Origin of the sequence: Sulfitobacter sp. 1A12157, from assembly GCF_043557345.1 — a bacterium.
GTDB lineage: Bacteria > Pseudomonadota > Alphaproteobacteria > Rhodobacterales > Rhodobacteraceae > Sulfitobacter.
This window is the reverse complement of sequence record NZ_JBIFFV010000011.1, coordinates 58,626-77,588: the sequence shown is the minus strand read 5'-3', so window position 1 is coordinate 77,588 and position 18,963 is coordinate 58,626. Positions and strand designations below refer to the sequence as shown.

The 18,963-nt window shown below is 57.7% G+C and carries 21 protein-coding genes and 1 pseudogene; 5 read left to right on the top strand and 17 right to left on the bottom strand.

Annotation, left to right across the window (positions count from 1 at the left end; all coding sequences use genetic code 11):
- Positions 1-15: 15 nt before the first annotated feature.
- A complete protein-coding gene (locus ACGYLC_RS16635) occupies positions 16-636 on the bottom strand; it encodes a lytic transglycosylase domain-containing protein (protein ID WP_276154208.1) in 621 nt (206 codons plus the stop codon).
- Between the two features lie 43 nt (positions 637-679).
- Complete coding sequence (locus tag ACGYLC_RS16630) at positions 680-1,048, bottom strand: hypothetical protein (RefSeq protein ID WP_394424008.1); 369 nt, start codon at positions 1,046-1,048, stop codon at positions 680-682.
- Between the two features lie 142 nt (positions 1,049-1,190).
- On the opposite strand from ACGYLC_RS16630, the gene ACGYLC_RS16625 reads away from it, so the two are divergent.
- Positions 1,191-1,511 carry a hypothetical protein gene (locus tag ACGYLC_RS16625; protein WP_394424007.1) on the top strand — a complete coding sequence of 107 codons (321 nt, stop codon included), beginning with the start codon at positions 1,191-1,193 and terminating at the stop codon, positions 1,509-1,511.
- 105 nt (positions 1,512-1,616) lie between these two features.
- Here ACGYLC_RS16625 and ACGYLC_RS16620 read toward each other — a convergent pair whose 3' ends face one another.
- Both ACGYLC_RS16620 and ACGYLC_RS16615 read right to left on the bottom strand, forming a co-directional pair.
- Entirely contained in the window at positions 1,617-2,624 is a 1,008-nt protein-coding gene (locus tag ACGYLC_RS16620) for an alpha/beta hydrolase family protein (protein WP_394424006.1), read from the bottom strand.
- Between the two features lie 28 nt (positions 2,625-2,652).
- Complete coding sequence (locus tag ACGYLC_RS16615; RefSeq protein ID WP_394424004.1) at positions 2,653-4,260, bottom strand: RcgA family putative transporter; 1,608 nt, start codon at positions 4,258-4,260, stop codon at positions 2,653-2,655.
- 164 nt (positions 4,261-4,424) lie between these two features.
- Between ACGYLC_RS16615 and ACGYLC_RS16610 the strand changes: the two genes are divergently transcribed.
- Positions 4,425-4,700 (top strand): hypothetical protein, encoded by a 276-nt coding sequence (locus ACGYLC_RS16610; protein WP_280323037.1) that lies wholly within the window; start codon positions 4,425-4,427, stop codon positions 4,698-4,700.
- A gap of 147 nt (positions 4,701-4,847) precedes the next feature.
- Here the strand turns inward: ACGYLC_RS16610 and ACGYLC_RS16605 are convergent, their stop codons facing one another.
- The 7 genes from ACGYLC_RS16605 to ACGYLC_RS16575 all read right to left on the bottom strand — a co-directional run bounded on the left by ACGYLC_RS16605 (position 4,848) and on the right by ACGYLC_RS16575 (position 11,934).
- Positions 4,848-5,639 (bottom strand): TniQ family protein, encoded by a 792-nt coding sequence (locus ACGYLC_RS16605; RefSeq protein WP_038147409.1) that lies wholly within the window; start codon positions 5,637-5,639, stop codon positions 4,848-4,850.
- Positions 5,636-6,517 carry a TniB family NTP-binding protein gene (locus ACGYLC_RS16600; protein WP_038147410.1) on the bottom strand — a complete coding sequence of 294 codons (882 nt, stop codon included), beginning with the start codon at positions 6,515-6,517 and terminating at the stop codon, positions 5,636-5,638. Before ACGYLC_RS16600 ends, ACGYLC_RS16605 begins: the two co-directional genes overlap by 4 nt.
- Before the next feature lies 1 nt (position 6,518).
- On the bottom strand, positions 6,519-8,153 hold the full coding sequence (locus tag ACGYLC_RS16595; RefSeq protein WP_140849483.1) for a Mu transposase C-terminal domain-containing protein: 1,635 nt from the start codon (positions 8,151-8,153) through the stop codon (positions 6,519-6,521).
- A gap of 129 nt (positions 8,154-8,282) precedes the next feature.
- Positions 8,283-9,791, bottom strand: a complete 1,509-nt coding sequence (gene tnpC, locus ACGYLC_RS16590; RefSeq protein ID WP_394424001.1) for an IS66 family transposase — start codon at positions 9,789-9,791, stop codon at positions 8,283-8,285.
- Between the two features lie 54 nt (positions 9,792-9,845).
- The gene (gene tnpB / locus ACGYLC_RS16585; RefSeq protein ID WP_394423999.1) at positions 9,846-10,178 is read right to left on the bottom strand and encodes an IS66 family insertion sequence element accessory protein TnpB; all 333 of its coding nucleotides are present in this window, start codon (positions 10,176-10,178) and stop codon (positions 9,846-9,848) included.
- 52 nt (positions 10,179-10,230) lie between these two features.
- The gene (locus ACGYLC_RS16580) at positions 10,231-11,445 is read right to left on the bottom strand and encodes an IS256 family transposase (RefSeq protein WP_093734113.1); all 1,215 of its coding nucleotides are present in this window, start codon (positions 11,443-11,445) and stop codon (positions 10,231-10,233) included.
- 93 nt (positions 11,446-11,538) lie between these two features.
- A complete protein-coding gene (locus tag ACGYLC_RS16575) occupies positions 11,539-11,934 on the bottom strand; it encodes a transposase (RefSeq protein WP_243264857.1) in 396 nt (131 codons plus the stop codon).
- Here ACGYLC_RS16575 and tnpA point away from each other — a divergent pair.
- The 3 genes from tnpA to tnpC (ACGYLC_RS16560) are packed head-to-tail and all read left to right on the top strand — an operon-like array spanning position 11,922 to position 14,377.
- Positions 11,922-12,413, top strand: coding sequence for an IS66-like element accessory protein TnpA (gene tnpA / locus ACGYLC_RS16570; protein WP_394423997.1), 492 nt, complete (start codon positions 11,922-11,924; stop codon positions 12,411-12,413). The two genes, ACGYLC_RS16575 and tnpA, sit on opposite strands and share 13 nt — an antisense overlap.
- Positions 12,410-12,763, top strand: a complete 354-nt coding sequence (gene tnpB, locus ACGYLC_RS16565) for an IS66 family insertion sequence element accessory protein TnpB (protein ID WP_067629907.1) — start codon at positions 12,410-12,412, stop codon at positions 12,761-12,763. The genes tnpA and tnpB (ACGYLC_RS16565) overlap by 4 nt, the downstream gene beginning before the upstream one ends.
- A 54-nt stretch (positions 12,764-12,817) precedes the next feature.
- Complete coding sequence (tnpC, locus tag ACGYLC_RS16560) at positions 12,818-14,377, top strand: IS66 family transposase (RefSeq protein WP_394423995.1); 1,560 nt, start codon at positions 12,818-12,820, stop codon at positions 14,375-14,377.
- A gap of 119 nt (positions 14,378-14,496) precedes the next feature.
- Here tnpC (ACGYLC_RS16560) and ACGYLC_RS16555 read toward each other — a convergent pair whose 3' ends face one another.
- The 6 genes and pseudogenes from ACGYLC_RS16555 to ACGYLC_RS16530 form a co-directional block, all read right to left on the bottom strand.
- Complete coding sequence (locus ACGYLC_RS16555) at positions 14,497-15,459, bottom strand: DUF4105 domain-containing protein (protein WP_394423993.1); 963 nt, start codon at positions 15,457-15,459, stop codon at positions 14,497-14,499.
- A 1-nt stretch (position 15,460) separates the two neighbouring features.
- Positions 15,461-16,552: an alpha/beta hydrolase gene (locus ACGYLC_RS16550; RefSeq protein ID WP_394423991.1), complete on the bottom strand. Its 1,092-nt coding sequence runs from the start codon at positions 16,550-16,552 to the stop codon at positions 15,461-15,463.
- Positions 16,553-16,774: 222 nt separating this feature from the next.
- Positions 16,775-17,347 (bottom strand): HdeD family acid-resistance protein, encoded by a 573-nt coding sequence (locus ACGYLC_RS16545; protein WP_136651377.1) that lies wholly within the window; start codon positions 17,345-17,347, stop codon positions 16,775-16,777.
- 41 nt (positions 17,348-17,388) lie between these two features.
- A pseudogene (locus tag ACGYLC_RS16540) lies at positions 17,389-17,586 on the bottom strand (HlyD family secretion protein); the annotation flags it as partial.
- Positions 17,587-17,924: 338 nt separating this feature from the next.
- Entirely contained in the window at positions 17,925-18,494 is a 570-nt protein-coding gene (locus tag ACGYLC_RS16535; protein ID WP_281843979.1) for a PIN domain-containing protein, read from the bottom strand.
- On the bottom strand, positions 18,491-18,955 hold the full coding sequence (locus tag ACGYLC_RS16530; protein ID WP_219519669.1) for a helix-turn-helix domain-containing protein: 465 nt from the start codon (positions 18,953-18,955) through the stop codon (positions 18,491-18,493). Before ACGYLC_RS16530 ends, ACGYLC_RS16535 begins: the two co-directional genes overlap by 4 nt.
- Between the last annotated feature and the right edge of the window lie 8 nt (positions 18,956-18,963).

Sequence of the window (18,963 nt, the reverse complement as noted above, 5' to 3'; positions counted from 1 at the left end):
AAAAAGGTTGGGACATCATGAATTTGATCCTTCCAATCGGGCCACGACAGCCATGACGCGGGCCACGTGGTTCTGGGTTTCTCGGTAGGGGGGAATGCCGCCATATTGGCGGACCGCATCCGGTCCGGCGTTGTAAGCGGCCAGCGCCAGGCGCGGATCGCCGAACGTCTCGAGCATCATCGCGAGGTAGCGGGCGGAACCGTCGAGGTTCTGCATCGGGTCCTCCGGATTGACGTCGAGATCACGCGCGGTTGCTGGCATCAGTTGACCCAGACCAATGGCGCCCGCGGTTGAGATCGCGTCCTGCCGGTAGGCGCTCTCAACCTCGATGTTGGCCCGGTAGAGAGCCAGCCAATCCCTCACGGAGAGCTCTGCGTGGCGCAAACCAGGATGATTGGCATAGCGCAGGGCCGTTGCCTCGATGTCTAAGAGAACGTCTGCGCGGGGCAGGGGTGCTGGCTGGGCGAGTGCCGCAAGCTGCAGCGCGTCAGGTTTGGTCGCTGCTTCCGTCTCACCAATAATGGCCAAACCATCGGACGCCGATCCCTGACCAACGCCGTCATTGTAGTTCCGGGCAAAACCGCTCTGAGACTGGGATGGGGTCAGAGAGCCGTCGCTCTCCATGACCAGAACGATTTGCGCGGAGGCTGGCGCGGCGACCAGCCAGAGACAGACGAACTTAGTTGCCAGCGCCCTTGTCTGATGGGGCTTTGTCTGGCGGGGCGAGTTTATGCGTACGGCTTGTACCCGCCTCAAGGGGCAGGTCGACATGCGCAAAGCCAAGGCCAATGAAGAAAGACACCACGCCGGAGATCGTCTTGAACTCGCGGATCTTGATATCGTTGTAGCTCGTCCGCGTGCGGGCGGTGACGAGGAGCTTTTCCCCCCCATCATCAGAGACAACGCGCATGATCCAGACCCCGTAATAGCTGGGGCCTTTCTTATGTGCGGACTCCTGGCACAGGATTTCTGCGCTATAGCCGCTTTCCATGAGCTCGCGGAACCTAGCTTCCGTAACCACATTTGGTGCTTCTATGTCCCAGTTCATGGCCCGGCTCACGCTTTCTCCAAAGACGCAACACCCGGGCACTGCTACTTGATGCCTAGGGTTACGATAGTATACTTATAACCGCAATAGTATATTATAATTTTCGCGGTATACGTTAATCCGATACCTTTAGGCACGTAACATGCACTCGTTCAAGGATTTAAGCGTCTTTTGCTACCTTCGGTTGCGCATCCTACCTTTGATGCGCACATTCGTTCTGCTGTCGCTCGTCGGTTGTCCGGCGCTTGCCGGTTCATGCATACCCCCGCCTCGGCCATTTGTTCCAAGAGATCCGAAGGTTGCCACGGAATTTATGGACATCCTCCGTCATGATTTCGAGCTCTACTTCCGCGACATACAGAATTATTTTCGCTGCCTCGACGAGGAGCGTGCTCGCGCCTTTGACGAAGCGCGCGAAGTCAGCGAGGAATATGGACGCTTCTTGGGCTCGCTTCACCAATAACTTCGGGGCGAACCTTTTGGTCCGAGTCGCGCGGGTTCCGAATTCGATAACTGGACTACGAGCGAAATTCAGCCGAGAACCCGTTCGAGGCCCGTCGTCAGCGGCTTAGGGGCCGGGTTTCAACAAGCGAGCCACGCTTCGGCCGGCCGACACAATGTAGGGCGGCATGGACAGCGAATAGTGGCCGCAATTCAGTTCCAATATGCTAGGCTCGGCTCCGGCGTCCTTCAGCCCTTGAATCAGCCTTTCAGAAAGCTCTGGCAGCACCACCTTGTCTCGCTTGGCCAATACCACCTGCAGTTCGAGATTGTCCCGCGCCAGATGATGCGCATGGTTCACCAAGTTTAGTGGTCCCCAAGCCCTTCTGAGGTCGCCCAATTCGATCACGGGTTGAAGGCTCTCGCAAATCGTTCGCGTTGCGCGCCCGCTCCACACCATGTCAGCAAGACTTCCGGCCGTGAGGGATAGCGCAGCTTTTGAAACAGTTTTGTCATGAGCAGCAATCAACCCGGCAACCCAGGAACCCAGACTCATTCCGAGTACAGAAATCTCTTTATAACCTTGCTCCTTTAGCCACCGTATAAGCTTTCGACCATCCCATACCGCCTGTCTCACGGATTGAGTCGTCCGTCCGAGATTCGGGCTTAGCATGTAGTCGGCATAATCGGCGCAGGGACGGCTACGTTCGAAGTGATACGGCAGTGCCATCTCGACTACCGTGATCCCACGCCGGGAGAAAAAGTTCGCCATCTGTTGATACCGCGCGCTTGCATTCCAATGGTGAAACACAACCAAAGCTTTATCGAATGATCTGCTTTCTGTTACTTTCGCCCAGACGAGATTGTTCTCTGCGACGTCAGTAGAAATTCCTGAAGGAAATTTGGCCCAATCTCCTTTGCGTTCGACGACCAAGTCGTTGTTACCCGGTTCTTCGAAATAGGTTGGGTCCTCAACAGCCTGGTCTGCAAGTTGACAGAAGGCCTCGATACCTGCCGGATGTCCGGAGCCCGGGAAGGCAAGTTCAGTGTCCAGAGCGAAATCTGTCCGCCTCTTTACTTCGTCCCCCCGCTCTGCGCGTCGCTCATCCCAACGATCGAGCCAGCTATGATACACTTTGTTTGTCTCCTTGGTCAGTCGCCCGTCATGTATCGATGCTTGGATAAATCAGGCCGTAGATTGCAGACAGCAGCCCGATGCACAGCAAGATCGAGAAACCAGCGATTGCACCGATCAGGACGTAGACGATGATCAGCAGGGCGACGAGCGCCAACATGATTCCCAATTCTCTTTGATTCCGACCATGTCCAATGTCTCCTTGCTGACGCAGCGCGGCGTGGACCCGAACAAGCCCATATAAAAACACAGTGCAGGTCGCCAATACGATCAGCAGGCTGCTATAGTTCGTCGGCATGCTGTATTCGAACCAGTCGCTTGCCTTCTCATGATTTCCCAAGACTGACAGGAAATCGCGAGTCAACCAACCCGCCATGGTCGATTCACTTGAAAGCATAAAAGTGCTTTGGAGCTTCATGCATAAGGCAATCAAGAGTCCCAGAATACAGCACCGGAAAATCCCGCGCATGATTTTGAGATTGAGTTGATTGGACTGCCAGTGATATTCTCCATCTACCCCAGGTTCAGGATCTCGTCCAAGTTCCCGAAAATCGTATACAATTGTGAAGAGCAAAATGAGCCCCGCAAAGAAGAGATAAAATACCACACCCATGTAGAGATAGGCGAACCCGGTGAACGCAACCGCCTCCGGTATCGAAATGACGTGGGGGCGCTCAATCGCCAACCGAGCCCATTCCATCGGGTAATTGCCAGCATCGCGAGTCAGTAATGGGGTTAAACACCTATCGATCCACTGAAGAACAGTAGCTATAGGTAAACAAACAAGAAAAGCTGCCCAATACGTCACCGAAAAAGCCGCGACTTTTCGCATCCACATGTCGTCATTCGCGATCCCTTCACCTTCAAGGTTTAACTGTGACCGCCTTGCGCCTCGCCAAAAGACCACTAAATCGCGCACGAATACGAAGTATAGCGGCATGAGCACCATGAAGAGGAGTGTCCAGTTCGGCGCCCATAGGTATCCAACCTGCTTAATCACACCATTCGCCTGCGGATAAACAATGCTGTGAATGCCCAAAAAATAAGAGGAAAATCCAAGGGCCACGGCCCCTGCGAACACCGATGCCGACAAATCCAAAGGGGATCCCCGGTTGAACACGGCCTCCGATGTCCTCGCCAGGCTAAATCCCGGCCTCGGCGAAATAACATCACTTTTGTACGCCAACGGTGACGGAACCACGGTACTAACATCGATTGCCGCGTTCTGAACCGTATCTGGAGGACTATGCGCATCGTGGCCGTCTGACCCCGCACGCAGCGCTCGCCTCCTGGCTACCAATCGGGCCCGGGCCACACTAAGTTCCGTCTGCCACTCGCTGGTCGCCTTCGGATCATCACACCCAAACACCCTTGCCAGCCATCGAATGTTCTCGGCGCTGATTCCTTTCTCGTTGTCTTGGTACCAAAGCTGCACTGTTCGCAGCTCGATCCCGGACCGGTTGGCTTCGATCTGAGTGATTGCGGTAGCAAGAAGCTCGGGTGTCCACGGTCCCAAGGGTATCCCATCTTTGTCAGTAGGCCGACCCGCTCCGGCCGCGCTCAACCGTCTGAACAACTCCTTAAAATCACTTCCGTCATCCAACGGAGGAACAAAGTATTTTCCATTTTTTATCAATGGCGTACCGTTGTTCGTTTCGTTCTATTTCGCTGGCGTTCGCTTCGTATCGTGAATTCGCGGCTCACGACAGTGCAACTACAGGCAGTGTGATTCGATCGCCATCCACTGGGCCAGAAAATGGCTGACGTGATCGAAATCCTGCTCGGTCGTTGCAAACTGGAATGAAGAACGTGGTGAGACTGTTGAAAGAAGAAGCAGAGCCCATAGCCCGATTGTTTGGAAATGATCGGGAGCGCACGGTTGGATGGGTATACCTGTGGAATTCCTCTGAGTTGTCGGTGCTCTGGCTGGACGAGCAGGTACCTGCCGGTTCTATCGAGCCGCCGCTTCATCCCGAAGTGCTGGCAGAGGCAAAATCGTCGACACCAGTGAAAGTGATCGAGTACCTTGAAGCGCTTTCGAGTGGCGGCGAGCATACCCAAACTAGCAGGCCTTGATAGTCATCGGAGTAGGTCTTTCAAAAATATACTATTGGTGCAGTGAATATAAAATATCCAGAGAGACCGTCAACCTGCCAAAACTATAGGAGATGTCGCGTTGCCCTTTAATCTGAGACGCGACGCGTTTGGCGACAATTTTTGCCCTTAATTGTGAGATACGGCTGTCATGGGGCCCCTGTTTCTCGCGCACCTTTGCGCGATGTGATCAACCGCGGCAAGCAATCGAGGCTCCTTCTCGAAGGCGCGCAAGAGAGCAACCCTTGCATAGTCGTCGATGCTTTTGCTGACGATGGCTGCCTTAGCCAAGGGATGAGATCGAGCGGCGGCGATTGCGGCGAGGCAGAACAGCCTAACTTCCGATCTGGGGTTCTGGACAGCGAACGACGGATCCCCGCGGAAGGTTTTGAGTGACATGGCAAAGGTGACTGCGCGCATTGCGCGCCGAAGTTGCTTGGGGCCGCGCGAGCGCGCGGCGCACTCAAGCATCTCTGCCCCGCGGCGCGCTCGGTATATCAGTTTTCCAGATATTTGTTCCTCACGGAGTTTGCCAAGGGTCTGCACAAGTCTCGTCCCGCAAACTTGGCAGTCAAATGCCCAGGCCCGCCTCCAATGCCTGAGCGAAAGACCCTCTCTGGCGCATTGCATGCAATGCTGGAATGGCATCTGAGCCGTCAGCGAGGCTTCTCGTGGCGTCATTGCCGGAAAGGTCAAAGATCGAACAACATCTGGGTTAACCCGTGCGGCGTTGGCAATCTTCGCCGCCGCAGCCGCGTCGACGTTGAAGTCCAAGGCGGTGCCATGCGCGGTATCGATTCTGAGATGAGCCAGTAGTTCCGCATCATCACAGTAGTTGGCCGCCGCCAGCCGAGACAACCAACCTGACAACAACTCGTCTGGCAGCGGCGCGACAGTCTTGGGCAGCGGGTGCGGCTTCACACCCGGGACTTCTGGAGCCGCCGATGGGGGTTCGCATGGCGCGACCAAACCGGCGTCCATTTTGCGATTGCGTCATCGGTGATGCATTCCTCGCCTGTGATAATGGCGTCGATGGAAAGATCCTTGACCAGAGCGAAGATGCGCGAGGTCACCCCACCGGTCAGTGCCAAGACCTGCTTGAGAGATTTGACCTTCAGGTTGGACTTCTTTTCCAGTGGCATGGCAGCAATAAGGGTCTGGATCATGTCCGAGAACTCGGCATCGTCGCGCCAGTTTGGCAGATGATGTTCGTCCAGCCGTCGGGCAAGCTGGATATCACCGCGAATAGCATCGACGGCCTCGCTGACCCCAAGGCAGACCAGTGACACCTCGAGTTCATTGCTGAGATACCGCAGGACATTGAGAAATCGGCGCTGTTCGCGGTGGGTCCCGGCCAAGAGATTGTGGACCTCGTCGATCATGATCATCCGCAGGCCAAGGTCGCGTAAGAGCGCGATGACACGGACTTCGAGGGAAGCCACATTTTGAGCGCGGGCGCTAAGAGCCGTCGCCGGGGCGCCGACGGCGGCCAGGATGTGCAGGTAAAACCGCCGTTCATCAGGTGCGGGCGGCGCTTGCAACAGCAGAAGCGGTGTGCGGGTGATGCCCGACGCCGGATCGTATTCTGGTGCGTACTTGCGCGACAGGTTTCGGGCAATCATCGTCTTTCCGATCCCGGAGGCGCCATGCACAAGAAGCCCAGGCATACGGGTTTGTCGTGGCGCTTCGATCATGCCCTGCAAGCGGTCCAACACCTGTTCCGCCCGAGGAAAGCCGATCCAGATATCCGATTGAATGAGGGCGATCCGGCCGTCTTCTTCAGTTGTCCCTGCCCTCAATTCACCATCTCTCCACCTTGAACAATGGGCGCGATGTATCACCCGTATCGATCGGGCGCAGCCCTTCGGTTGTCGAGACGGCCGAGTTCGTGCCCTTCAATGTCCCTTTTCTTTCACGGGTTCTGCGTTCGGCCTTCGTCAGGCCCCGGCTTTCAGCTTCGATCTGGCGTTGCTGTCGGATCAGCTCAGCCAGCACCAGCTCATTAGACCCGGACTTGCCAAGGGCACGGGCCTTCCTCATCGCTTCGCGATATTCCCAGAGCGAGACGGGCGGAATTTCCAGGTTTCTGTACCGCGCCTCAACATACCGGCCATCGTCCAGTTCGACCCAGATCATTGAGATATCGCGAGGATCGTAGCGAACGACCACCTTTCCATCCCCGCGCCCAATGTGGCCTGCAAGGGCATCGGACCAGTACCTTATCTGGAACAGATGGATGCCGTCACGCCTGATCTTGCGCAGTTCACTCGGCAGGAAGCTCACCTGAAAGGCTTCCATCTCGAAGGGGATGTCGCCTGTCATTTGCTCTGAGAGCGCCTCCCATTTGGCAACGGGCGTGCAGCCAAGACTTGAATGAATGCTGTTGTTGTAACGGCAGATTTCCAGAGCAAACCAGCGATCGAATTCGCTCAACGTCATCGTGGCCTTGCTTTCGGCGTCATAGTCGCCCTTTGCCGCGATCGAGGATTGCGTTGTTCCCGGCAACAGGTGAACGGCCCCCATCATGGTGCCGATCAACCGTTCGATGTGACCACCGAAGTGAGGACTTGCTGGCGGTCGATAGACCAGATCGATCCCCCAATCCGCACAGGCCGACCGAAAGGCGCGCGACCGGAAATCGCGACCGTTATCGACGTGGATGCTGTGCGGTTTGCCCTGTGCCGGCCAAGGAACATCGCACGCCAATTCCGCAAGAAGTTCCTCCTTGAGGGCCACCGCCTGTGTCAGGCAAAGCGCCACTGACAGACGCGAAGGTGCCTCGAGAGAGGTGTAATATCCGGTCACCATCCGCGTTGCGACGTCGATCGCCAGCGTGACCCAAGGCCGCCCAATTGGTTTGCGTTCAAAGCCGTCGACAAGAATGATGTCCGCCGGTGTATGATCAATTTGGACGATCTCCAGTGGCATACTGGCCTTGTTCTCACCTGTGACCGGCGCAAATTTCTGGCGGGCCGCCTTTGCGCCCTCTCGTGCCTTCGCAACTTCGCGGGCATCCATCGCATCCAGACGACGCTGAACCGTTCGCCGTGTCGGCGGTTGCAAGCCCTCCTGCCAGCAAGCGCTGCGGATTTCTGTCACGACGCGCGACAAGCTCGAACGCTCCCGGCGCAAGAAATAGCGGCGAAGGTGCTCCTCGATTACCGCTTCGACTTTGCTGGATATTAACATCGTCCCGGTCGGGCGGCCCCGTTTCCGCGGAGCCAGAGCGCTGGTGCGCCCACCCTCTTCCGCCAACCGTTTTATCCAACGCCAGACCGTCGCCCTGCTGACACCAAGCTCCCAAACGGCGTCATTGATGCCACGTTCCAGGCTGCCAGTCCCATTGAGATATGCCTGAACAAGAGGGCGCAGCACCGCGGCCCTGCGCGCCTCTTCAGCACCAACGGCAACGGAGTCTTCGCCATCATCATTCATCGATATTTGCCGCAAATGTCTGTGAACCCTGTCTCAGGTTTAAGGGCAAAAATATCAGAATTAAAGGCAAAATCTCATATTTAAGGGCAAAGCTCAGCCGTTGATTTCGTTGGATTTCCCATCTCACAATTAAGGGCTACGCGACATCTGGCTTTGTTTGTGGCCTGCGACGATGGCAGTGACCGTATCTGTCAGATAGGCATGCGGATCGACACTGTTCAATTTGCAGGTCTCGATCAAGGAAGCGATGACGCCCCAGTTTGTGGCACCGTCGTCGTGGCCAGCGAAGAGTGCGTTTTTGCGGTTCAGAGCTATGGGACGGATCGTGCGTTCCACTGCGTTGCTGTCCATTTCGATGCGGCCGTCGGTCAAAAACAGGCACAGCCCGTCCCAGTATTTTGCGATGTATTTGAGCGCTTCACCCAAAGGGGCTTTAGCAGACAGCCGCGCGCGGTTGGTCGTGAGCCACTCCTCAAACGCGACGATCAACGGTGCCGATTGGTCTTGCCGTGCTGCCAATCGCACCTCGGGTGCCAGACCCCGGATATCCTTTTCGATCAGGTAGAGCGCAGCGATCTGTTTCAGCCCGTCTTCGGCGATGGGGGCAGTGCCAGATTGTGCAACTTCGTACAGTTTGCGACGTGCGTGGGCCCAGCAGTAGGCCAAGACGACATTGTCATCGGCGCGTTTGAGTAAGCGGTTATACCCGGCATATCCGTCCACTTGGAGGATGCCAGAGAAGCCTTTCAAAATGCCATCTGCATATTGGCCGGAACGCCCGGGCGCATATGTAAAGGCAACGCCCGGTGGAGCCGCTCCACACCAAGCCCTGTCATCGCGGGCCAGTGCCCAGAAGTAACCAGTTTTGGTTTTACGTTTGCCAGGATCAAGCACTGGTGCTCTTGTTTCATCCATGAACAATTTGGTTGAGCTTTTCAGATCAGCCATTAACGCATCGAAGACAGGACGGAGTTCATAGGCTGCCTTGCCGACCCATCCTGCAAGGGTGGAGCGATCCAGATCGATGCCTTGGCGGCTGTAAATCTGTGCTTGGCGATACAACGGCAAGTGATCCGCGTATTTGCTGACAAGAACATGCGCCACCGTTGCCTCTGTCGGCATACCACCAGGGATAAGCCGGGCGGGTGCGGGTGCCTGAACAACCCCATTGGTGCAGGACCGACATGCATACTTTGGGCGGCGGGTAACGATCACACGGAACTGGGCGGGGATGATGTCCAATCGTTCAGACGTATCCTCACCAATCATATGGCGTTCAGCACCGCAGCCGCAGGTCATGCTATCGGGCGTAATCACTTCTTCAATACGCAGTAAATGTTTGGGGAATGAGCCACGGTTGGTATTGCGCGGTTTTGTCGGGCGCGATGCAGGTGGATCCACCGCGTCATCTTCAGCGTGGACCGCCGCCATCGCCGTTTCGATGTCTTCCAGCGCCAGCTCAAACTGCTCGGGATCGGCCTTCTCAGAGCGTGCGCCAAACAGCGCACGCTTGAAGTCAGCAACCAGTTTCTCCAACTGATCGATACGATCCTGCTTGCGCAGATTGCGGTCCTCTGAGGCGGCAAGCAGCGCCTTCAGGGCCTCAATATCATTAGGGAGATCGGCAGGTTTTGACATGGGGAATGACTACCATTTCCTGCACCTTAATACCCCTGCAAAAGACGGCCTGATTCATTCTGCCGCAGTCGGCGGACGCGCGGACAAAGCCCTTACTTTCCGCCAGTCCAATCCTGAGAATAGCGCTTCAAACTGGGCGTGGTTCAGCGCCATCAAGCCATCTTTGATGGCAGGCCAGGTGAAGATATGCTCCTCCAGCCTCTTGTAAGCCATGACCAGCCCGGTGCCGTCCCAATACAACAGCTTCAGCCGATCTGCCCGTTTCGAGCGGAACACAAATACGGTCCCCGTAAAGGGGTCTTTGCGTAACTCGTTTTTGACAAGCGCTGCCAGACCGTCATGACCTTTGCGGAAGTCTACCGGCTTGGTCGCCACAACGATCCGCACGGGAGTATCCGAAACTCTGTGTATGAGGCTCAGCCCATGCAGTTGAAACGGGTCATATGTTGAACCGTTCTGGGTATAGGATAGCGAACTGGTTCCGTGCAGCAACCCATTCTCTGACGGCCCTGCCAGTCTTCTCGAAGCTGCGGATCGCCAGGTAGATTAGCTTTGTCGCGGCGTCATCTGTCGGAAAGCTACCGCGTGTTTTGGTGGTTTTCCGGATGACGCGGTTCAGGCTTTCGATGGCGTTGGTAGTGTAGATGATTTTGCGCACCGCTGGCGGGAAGGCGAAGAACGGTATGACCTCCTGCCATGCGCGCCGCCAGCTTGGGGCGATTGAGGGGTATTTCGTGCCCCATTCAGCCTCGAAATCAGCCAGTGCCTTCTCGGCCTCGACGTCATCGGTGGCCTGATAGATCCGCCTCAGATCTTTGGCGACATTTTTGCGGTCTTTCCAACCGCAAAAGTTCAGGGAATGGCGCACAAGGTGCACGATGCAGGTTTGCACTGTGGTGTCCGGGAATGCCGCGTTGATCGCATCAGGGAAGCCCTTGAGGCCGTCCACGACGGCGATGAGGATGTCTTCGACGCCCCGGTTGCGCAAATTGTTCATCACCGAGAGCCAGAATTTTGCACCTTCATTATTGGCAACCCATAGCCCCAGAACCTCACGTTCGCCCTCAGGAGTGACGCCCAGGGCCACGTAGACAGCCTTGTTCTTGACCTGACGGCTTTCCGCGTCGCGGATTTTAACGCGTAGGGCATCAAGGAAAACAATCGGATACATCGGTTCCAGAGCGCGGTTCTGCCAATCCGACACTTCTTCCAAAACCGCATCCGTGACACGGCTGATAAGGTCGGCCGAAACCTTCAGACCATAGACCTCTTCGAGGTGGGCGCGGATATCGCGGGTCGATAATCCGGCTGCATAGAGGCCAATGATCTTGTCGTCCATGCCGTCGATCCGGGTCTGGCCCTTCTTTATCAGTTCCGGTTCAAAGCTGCCCTCACGGTCGCGCGGGACATCAATCGGCAGCGCCCCATCATTGCCCTTCAACGTCTTGCGCGACGTGCCATTGCGACGGTTACTCTGCTGATTTGTCGGCTGAGTGTCCGGCTCATAGCCGAGATGTTCGGTCAATTCTGCGCCGAGCATTCGTTCCATTAGGCGGACCTTGAGCTCTTTCATCAAGCCCTGATCCCCCAACAAATCATCCGCGTTCTTAACGCCGTTCAGCAGCTCGTCTAAAACTTCCTTGGAAATCGTCATCGTTGTCATGCTCCTTCAGTTTGGAAGCATGGGCCAAATTACTCATACACAGAAGATCGGACACTCTCATCCGCACCCGGTTTGAAGGGAACATCATGAGGGCGCATTCAAGGCGCGAGCAATCTCGGCAATGCGCGCCGCTGATGTTCTTGCATCCAATCGCACGGTGACAGCACCACATATCAGATCCAACGGCGACAGCTGCGCAGGTTCAGGTGCCACATCGACATCCTCGCGCACAATCAGCGCTGCAAAGCTCGGTTCTTCAGCCAAAGCAGGCAGAACCAGCTTGCCCTCCCGGGCCATGCGCCGCCATTCCGACAAATGATTGGCCCGCATGTCATACCGCCGCGCAACTGCGTCCACCGAGGCACCCTCCACCAGCGTCTCGGCCACAATTTGCGCCTTCACCGCATCCGGCCACCGGCGGTGACCACGCGGGCCCACAACCAAATCAATGTTACTGAGAAACTCCGTTGAGCGCTCCATGGAGAAACTCCCTGATAATCCATCCGTCAGGGCTGAATCTCAGATCAGAGGTTCACAAGGAAGGTGGGGGCGGCACATCGCTTACGGAGATACGGGCCAATGGCCAGAAGCGGTGGCCCAATGAGGTCAAAGCACGGATCGTGGCTGAGAGTTTGCAGCCGGGCGTGAGCGTGAATGCAGTTGCGGCGCGGTATGGGCTTCGGGCGAACCATTTATCGGAATGGCGGAGTCAAGCACGCGATGGCCGGTTGGTTTTACCTGCGGGCGATGACGACGCCTTTAGTTTTGCGCCACTCGTAGTCTCGGATGGTGGCGGCGGTGCGCATATGTCGGCCGTTGCGGGGCGGTCCGCGAAGCCTGACGAGTCATCCCATACCTCCATCGAGATTGGGATTGGTCGTGTGACAGTCCGGCTCGATGGCACGACCAGTTCGTCCCGGGTTGCCGAGATCGTGCGGGCAATCGAGGGTCAGCCATGATGTTCCCATCAAACCGTGTGCGGGTTCTGGTCTCGACGCAGCCTGTGGACTTCAGGAAAGGTCATGATGGTCTGGCGTCGATCGTGTCGTCGGTGCTGCGCAAGGATCCGTTCACCGGCACGGTTTTTGTGTTCCGCTCGCGCCGGGCGGATCGGCTGAAGCTTTTGTATTGGGACGGCACCGGATTGGTGATGGCTTATAAGCGGCTGGAAGAAGCGACCTTCACCTGGCCGGCGATCAAGGACGGGATGATGGCGCTGAACCACGCCCAGTTCGAGGCCCTGTTTGCCGGTCTGGACTGGCGCAAGGTCAAGGCTCTGGAGATGCGCCCACCTGCTGCGGCAGAGTGAATCAACCGCTGTCTTTTGTGTGTTTTTAATGGGGTTTTATCGTATCCTGATGGCATGATCACGACACCCGCCATTGACCTATCCACCATCCCTGCTGCGCAGCGTGCGGCGGTTTTGGCGTTGATGGAAAAGGTAGCGGCGCTTACGGAAATCACCCAACGGCAAGAGCACCTGATTGCGGAGCTGAACCATGCCCTACATGGCAAACGGTCGGAAAAGCTGACCGAGGATGAGCGGCAGCTGGCGTTCGAGGATCTGTCCATCGCCCTGGCTGAGGTCGAGGTGCAGAAGGACCAACTGGCCGCTCAGACAGGTGACAAGACGACAACCAAATCTGCGCCAAAGCGCACCATCGGCAATCTACCGGCCGCACTGCCGCGCATCGAAGAAGTCATCGAACCTGACAGCCTGAGCTGCCCTTGCGGCTGCGGCGTTATGCACAAGATCGGGGAAGACCGCAGTGAGCGGCTGGACATCGTGCCGGCTCAGTTGCGCGTCATTGTCACCGTCCGCCCGAAATACGCCTGCCGGACCTGCACCGACGGCGTGACCCAGGCTCCCGCACCATCGCATCTGATCATAGGTGCCCTGCCGACCGAGGCCACCATCGCCCATGTGCTGGTCAGCAAGTATGCGGATCATCTGCCATTATACCGCCAAAGCCAGATCCTGGCGCGTGCGGGTCTTGATCTGCACCGCGCTGTGCTGGCGGACTGGGTCGGCAAGGCGGCCTTCCACCTCAAGCCCGTCGTCGACCGGCTGGCCGAACACCTGAAACGATCCGAGAAACTGTTCATGGACGAAACCACGGCCCCGGTGCTGGATCCGGGGCGCGGTAAAACCAAAACTGGCTATCTCTGGGCACTGGCCCGCGATGACCGACCATGGGGCGGTGAAGATCCGCCCGGTGTGGTTTACTTCTATGCCCCCGGTCGGGCGGGCGCGAATGCCGAAACCTTCCTGACAGGCTTCGACGGCATCCTGCAGATCGACGGCTATCAGGGCTATAATCGGCTGACCAAACCCACGCGCAAGGGCGGTGCCCCCATTCGGGTGGCCCATTGCTGGGCGCATGCGCGCCGCAAGCTGAAGGAAGTCTTTGACCGAGATGGCTCAGAGATCGCCGCCGAAGGCCTGCGCCGCATCGCCGAAATCTATACCGTCGAAGCTGACATTCGTGGCATCTCCTCCGGCCAGCGATTGTCTGCCCGTCAGGCCCGCAGTGCCCCGCTGGTCGCAGCATTCGGTGAATGGCTGGAGGCTGAGCGCCGCAAGATCTCCACCAAATCCCGGCTGGGTGAAAAGCTGACTTACATCCACAATCACTGGGACGGACTGCAGACCTTCTTGGCCGATGGGCGCGTCGAGATCGACAACAACCGCGTCGAAAACCTGATCCGCCCCATCACCCTCAATCGGAAAAACGCCCTCTTCGCTGGGCATGACGAGGGTGGTATCGCCTGGGGCCGCATCGCCTCACTGATCGAGACCTGCAAGATCAACGGCATCGAGCCCTTCGCCTATCTCAAGGCAACCCTCACAGCGATCGCCAATGGTCACCCACAAAGCGGCATCGACGATCTGCTCCCGTGGAACTTCAAGACGTCAAGCTGACCCGACAGTGCCCTCCTGAGAACGCTTACCATGCTGATGGCGCAACGTTGTCTGGGTGAGCAATGGTTTGGCCGAAAAAGCTGGATCGGGACCACCCGTGACCGAGGGCCTGAGCCTGCTTATCTCCGAATGCCGATGGAATAGTTGTCGGACGGACTCAGTAGAACTGCCCGGGATGTAATCCGTGCATCTTCGAGGGTCTCGTCGAGAGGCTTCGTCGTGTCGATGGCACCAAGATCGAACAGATAGGCCGGGAGATACCCTGATGCCAGAACCCTCCAGTCGAAAGGAAGACCTGGATCGACCAGCCGGGCCAGACGAAAGATAACGGTCGTGCAGTTTGCCGTGATGGTGTTGTAGAACTCCGGTTCGGCGGCAAGCTGGTTGCCTCGTTCCAGATACGTCACCAGCAGAAGCCTTGCCTGTTCGGGTGTCAGGCGCAACGGGAACAGGGAAACGTCCTCGCTGCGGAAGTTCGTGCGCAGCTTCACGATATCACGTTCTTCCGCTGCGATCAGGACCAACTCGAACGTCTTGAAGAACCCACCGACTGAGGAAAACTCCTCGTCAGCCTCCCGACGGATCTCGGCTGAAAAGGCAAGATGCCGGCCATCGGAAAATCCGAAGCTTATCAGCACATGGGCGATTGCCGGACTTGACCAGACCGATGTCAGAAGATCGACGGAGGTTATCGCGTTCAGAGAGTAGGTTTCGGACTTCCACTGCTCCGCGGCAGTATTTTCGTTCTCCCAGATGAAATCCCGGATGTTATGCACGATGACGGTATCGCCCTGGAACTCCGCCATCACGCCTCGGGCAGTCTCCGGCGCCCAGGTCAGATCCTGCTGCGGGGTGATGCTGGACCACCAGAGCGTCGCAGTAGCGAGGCAGAGGATGAGTGCCATCCAGCCGTGCCGTAAGTTACGGCTGGCAAGAAAGACAAGCATGCCGGCGAAAACCACGGCGCCCGTGCAGGCGATCACGGTAAAACGTTCGAACTGAAACGAGAACGCTGCAAGGGTCCAGGCCAGAAACAACATCAGTGCGACGCCGAAAAGCACTGCTCCGAACTTGCGCTGCATTCTATTGTCCCAAGGCCGCGTCAACGACCCGCAATGGTGCCGAAAGGATTTGTCCGGTCGAGCTCAAGACAAAGGCACCGGCCTCGGTGAGTGTGCTCCCCTGTCGCATCTCCCTGGCCAATGCGGGGAAGGCCGATGCCAGTTGGATGTATCTGTCGTGATTGAGGCGGCTGCTGGCATCAACAGCGGATATGTCGATCAAGACCACGCTGCTTTCCTGTGCCGCGGCCTGGACGGCAGGATCAGTGATATCCAGTGCGCCCACGCGCGTGCGCTGACCCGCAATCGCGGACAGTCCGAGCGCACGATCGTCCGGCGAAACCATGACAACCATCGGGATTTCCATTTTCCCGATGACAGCCAGTTGTTGGCGGAACACATCCACATCGATATCTGGGGCCGCCAGCACAACCTCCAGACGGGACAGCGCCTCATCCTCTCCGGCAATTCTCATCTGGCGCAACGTCTCCATCACGAGCCAGCCCCCCATGGAATGGCCAAAGACGGTCAGCGGCTTCCCACCAGAGGTCTCGCCAAGCCGCGTCAGAAGGTCGGCCAGGGCATCGCGGGAATAGGTCACTGACTCCCGGTCGCTGGCGTAGCCCAGCAGCGAGGCACTCGATGGCCAGGAGAAGAGGACCGGGGCGTCGGAGATCTGAGCATCGGCCGCCATCTGCGCCGTGCGGAACAGGGCTTCGGGGAAGTTGTAGTTATAGCCATGGACGAAAACGCCCGTGCCGTTCTCGCTTGCAGCATTCACGCGATGGATGAAGGCCTCCTCATCAAGGCGCGTATGGGATGCGACTGCGAAGTCGGTTTTTGGGTTTGTCTGGCCCTTCGGCCATTCGATCTCGCCGGAAACGTGGTTAGGCGGAATGGAGACGGTGAACTCGGCGAAATGGGGTTGCGGGGAGCGCAGGCTCGTGAAGCCATCTGCCGGAAGTTGTGCCGTGTTCCGAGTGGTCGCCACGAATATCTGCTCGGTTTTACCATGGGGCGCTGATGCGGCAACGGGCCAGATGGTGCGCGCGTCCGGTCGCGCTGCACAGCCGGCCAAGGCGCAGCAGAAAAGAAGAAGCGAAGGTCTGATCATTCTGGTCTCGTAGCTGGGAGGAAGTGGCAGTGTGCGGCGCCAAGCAGGTAAGTATAGGGGCAAGTTTCTGCGGCGGCAACAGAGAGTTGGGGAGTGTCCCGAGCATAACCTGCCGCCGGCGGATGATTGGTTCGAGAACCTCGCTGCCTGGTCGGGTTTGCACCGGGCAGAAGCAGGGCAGCCGTCCAGTGCAAACCCGACCCTGTCCCTGCCAACCGCCGCTTAGGCTCTGGCGCGTAGCGCAATACCGAGCGCGATATAGGACCAGCCCTGCATCACCAGTTCGATGCCCAGGAAGAGGCCGATCAGCCAGAGGCTGTTGACGGGCCAGCCGGTCGCGATGACAAGTCCGAGCAGAAGGGTAACGATGCCTCCTCCAAGCAGCCATCCCCATCCCCGATCCGGGCGCGCCTTGATTCCCATCCAGATTCTTACGATGCCGCTTGCCAGAAGGGATGCCCCGATCAGCAACGTCAGGAAGCTGGAGGCCAATAGCGGATTGGCAATCGTCGCCAAGCCAGCAACCAGGTAAAGAGTCCCACCCGCAAGCCAGAGCAGGAAATGCTTCCAGCCCTGACCTCGAAATGCCGCGATGATATGCGTAAGCGCACCGACGATCATCAGTGCCCCGATCATTATCATCGAGGCCATAGTGAACAGAACCGCCTGTGCCACCGCAAACCCGCCGGCAACCAGCAGCGCCACTCCAAGCGCGACCAGCCATCCCCAGTTCTGTCTCGCTTGAGCGAGGGCTTCGCTCAGACCGCCGGTGGCCTTGCCATTTGTATCGTGCATGCTTTCGTCCTTTCCGTTTCGACCATTTCCCTTGTCAGCCCTCACGACTGACTCGCCTTTGTGTCGACCGTCACGGTGACCGAAAGGCCGGGCGCCAGATATTCGCTCATCTCCTGCCTCGGATCGATCGAGATGCGCACCGGCAGGCGCTCCACGATCTTGGTGAAGTTCCCGGTTGTATTTGATCCCGCCAGCAGGCTGAACTCGGAGGCTGTCGCGGGCGAGAATGCCTCGACCCAATCAGTCAGATCGCGAACCCGCGAAATCGACCAGAACTTGCCTTTGGCCGAACAGCCACGAGAGGCGGGAACACCGTCGAGGAAACCGGTTGCGAACACGTTGTTTGTGATTTTCCGCGCAGAACTGACCCGGGGGGGATGCGGACAAAAACTTGGACTGTTTTCACATGGGGTCAGTTCTAAGCGGCAATCAACAGGATGCCCAAGCCTTGCAGCCAAGTGCGCGGTATTCGAAAGAGCCGTAATGGAAGGCAGAATTTCGCGATCGACGAGCGACGGCTATGTGAGCAAAGGCCTTCTTAAAGCGATGTATGCTGGCCACCGATTTCTCCCTAAAATCAAAGCAGATCGGCGAACTGCTCAAGATCCGCTACAGTGGCGACCAAACCCTGTTGGGTCAGGATTGATAGATACTCGTCAACGGTCTTGGGCGGGTTCTTGAGGCGCGCCCGAACTTTGCGCAGCGCTGAGCAGACCAAACCGGGCGCGAGAGAAAGCTGGTTCCGGAAAAAGTCATCGGGGTGCTGGGTCTCGATGCCAAAGGGCGCAAGTGCCTCCGGCGGGAAGTCTTTCAAATTCTGGGTCACGATGGCGTCGCACCGTCCAACGATTGCGGCCGCCAGAACGTGCCGATCATCTGCGTCCGGCAACGTGAGGGCCGGCACCAATGCTTCATAGCCGGTGACCAGGCAGTCGCGTGTCGCCCTGTCCATCAAGTTGCGGGTTCGTTCCAGGGCCGCGCGGTCCCGATGAGGTTCATTGCGCAGAAGCGCGTCGATCCATTCCCGGTGGATGTCAGCCGTCCACTTCGCCTTGAAAAGATCCGTGACCGCCAATTGCATCAGCGCGTCCCGCATGGGCGCAGGGTAGAGGACATTCGCGTCGAAAAGGACCGTGTACTGGCTCATTTCGAGCCATAGCCCATGTCCTGGTCCTGTGCGTCGGCGGCCAGTTGATCAAGGACGGCTTCGCGCTCGTTGTCGATGGCTGCCTTGTACGACATGACGTCCTCCATTCGGACGCGGCGATGCTTGCCGACCTTCCGATGCGGGATACTGCCATCCTCGAGCAGTTTGATCAGGAACGGCCGCGAGACATTCAACACCTCTGCCGCCTGGACAGTCGAGAGTTCGGCGTTCTCAGGAATGATGGTGACGCCGCGCCCGGCTGCCATCGCCTCGAGGACTTCCATGAGTAGCGCAACAGCGCCCGCAGGAAGTTCGATTGGTTCCATCTGCTCCGCGTCTGTAACGCGAAGCTTCAAGGGTCCTCGGGTCGCCGCAAAGCGCGACAGGGCCTGTCCGGAGACGCGCGCGATTGCCGCGTCCTGCGGAGTCGGTGGAAGATGCCGGTGTGCCAACATGTTCATGGTGATCT

Excerpts from the sequence above, each read along its gene's own strand:
- ACGYLC_RS16555 (WP_394423993.1), bottom strand. The coding sequence starts at position 15,459 with ATGCAGCGCAAGTTCGGAGCAGTGCTTTTCGGCGTCGCACTGATGTTG.
- tnpC (WP_394424001.1), bottom strand. The coding sequence starts at position 9,791 with ATGTCAAAACCTGCCGATCTCCCTAATGATATTGAGGCCCTGAAGGCG.
- ACGYLC_RS16630 (WP_394424008.1), bottom strand. The coding sequence starts at position 1,048 with ATGAACTGGGACATAGAAGCACCAAATGTGGTTACGGAAGCTAGGTTC.
- ACGYLC_RS16545 (WP_136651377.1), bottom strand. The coding sequence starts at position 17,347 with ATGCACGATACAAATGGCAAGGCCACCGGCGGTCTGAGCGAAGCCCTC.
- ACGYLC_RS16595 (WP_140849483.1), bottom strand. The coding sequence starts at position 8,153 with ATGAATGATGATGGCGAAGACTCCGTTGCCGTTGGTGCTGAAGAGGCG.
- ACGYLC_RS16610 (WP_280323037.1), top strand. The coding sequence starts at position 4,425 with ATGAAGAACGTGGTGAGACTGTTGAAAGAAGAAGCAGAGCCCATAGCC.
- tnpB (WP_067629907.1), top strand. The coding sequence starts at position 12,410 with ATGATGTTCCCATCAAACCGTGTGCGGGTTCTGGTCTCGACGCAGCCT.
- ACGYLC_RS16575 (WP_243264857.1), bottom strand. The coding sequence starts at position 11,934 with ATGGAGCGCTCAACGGAGTTTCTCAGTAACATTGATTTGGTTGTGGGC.
- ACGYLC_RS16550 (WP_394423991.1), bottom strand. The coding sequence starts at position 16,552 with ATGATCAGACCTTCGCTTCTTCTTTTCTGCTGCGCCTTGGCCGGCTGT.
- ACGYLC_RS16580 (WP_093734113.1), bottom strand. The coding sequence starts at position 11,445 with ATGACGATTTCCAAGGAAGTTTTAGACGAGCTGCTGAACGGCGTTAAG.
- ACGYLC_RS16530 (WP_219519669.1), bottom strand. The coding sequence starts at position 18,955 with ATGAACATGTTGGCACACCGGCATCTTCCACCGACTCCGCAGGACGCG.
- tnpC (WP_394423995.1), top strand. The coding sequence starts at position 12,818 with ATGATCACGACACCCGCCATTGACCTATCCACCATCCCTGCTGCGCAG.
- ACGYLC_RS16625 (WP_394424007.1), top strand. The coding sequence starts at position 1,191 with ATGCACTCGTTCAAGGATTTAAGCGTCTTTTGCTACCTTCGGTTGCGC.
- ACGYLC_RS16535 (WP_281843979.1), bottom strand. The coding sequence starts at position 18,494 with ATGAGCCAGTACACGGTCCTTTTCGACGCGAATGTCCTCTACCCTGCG.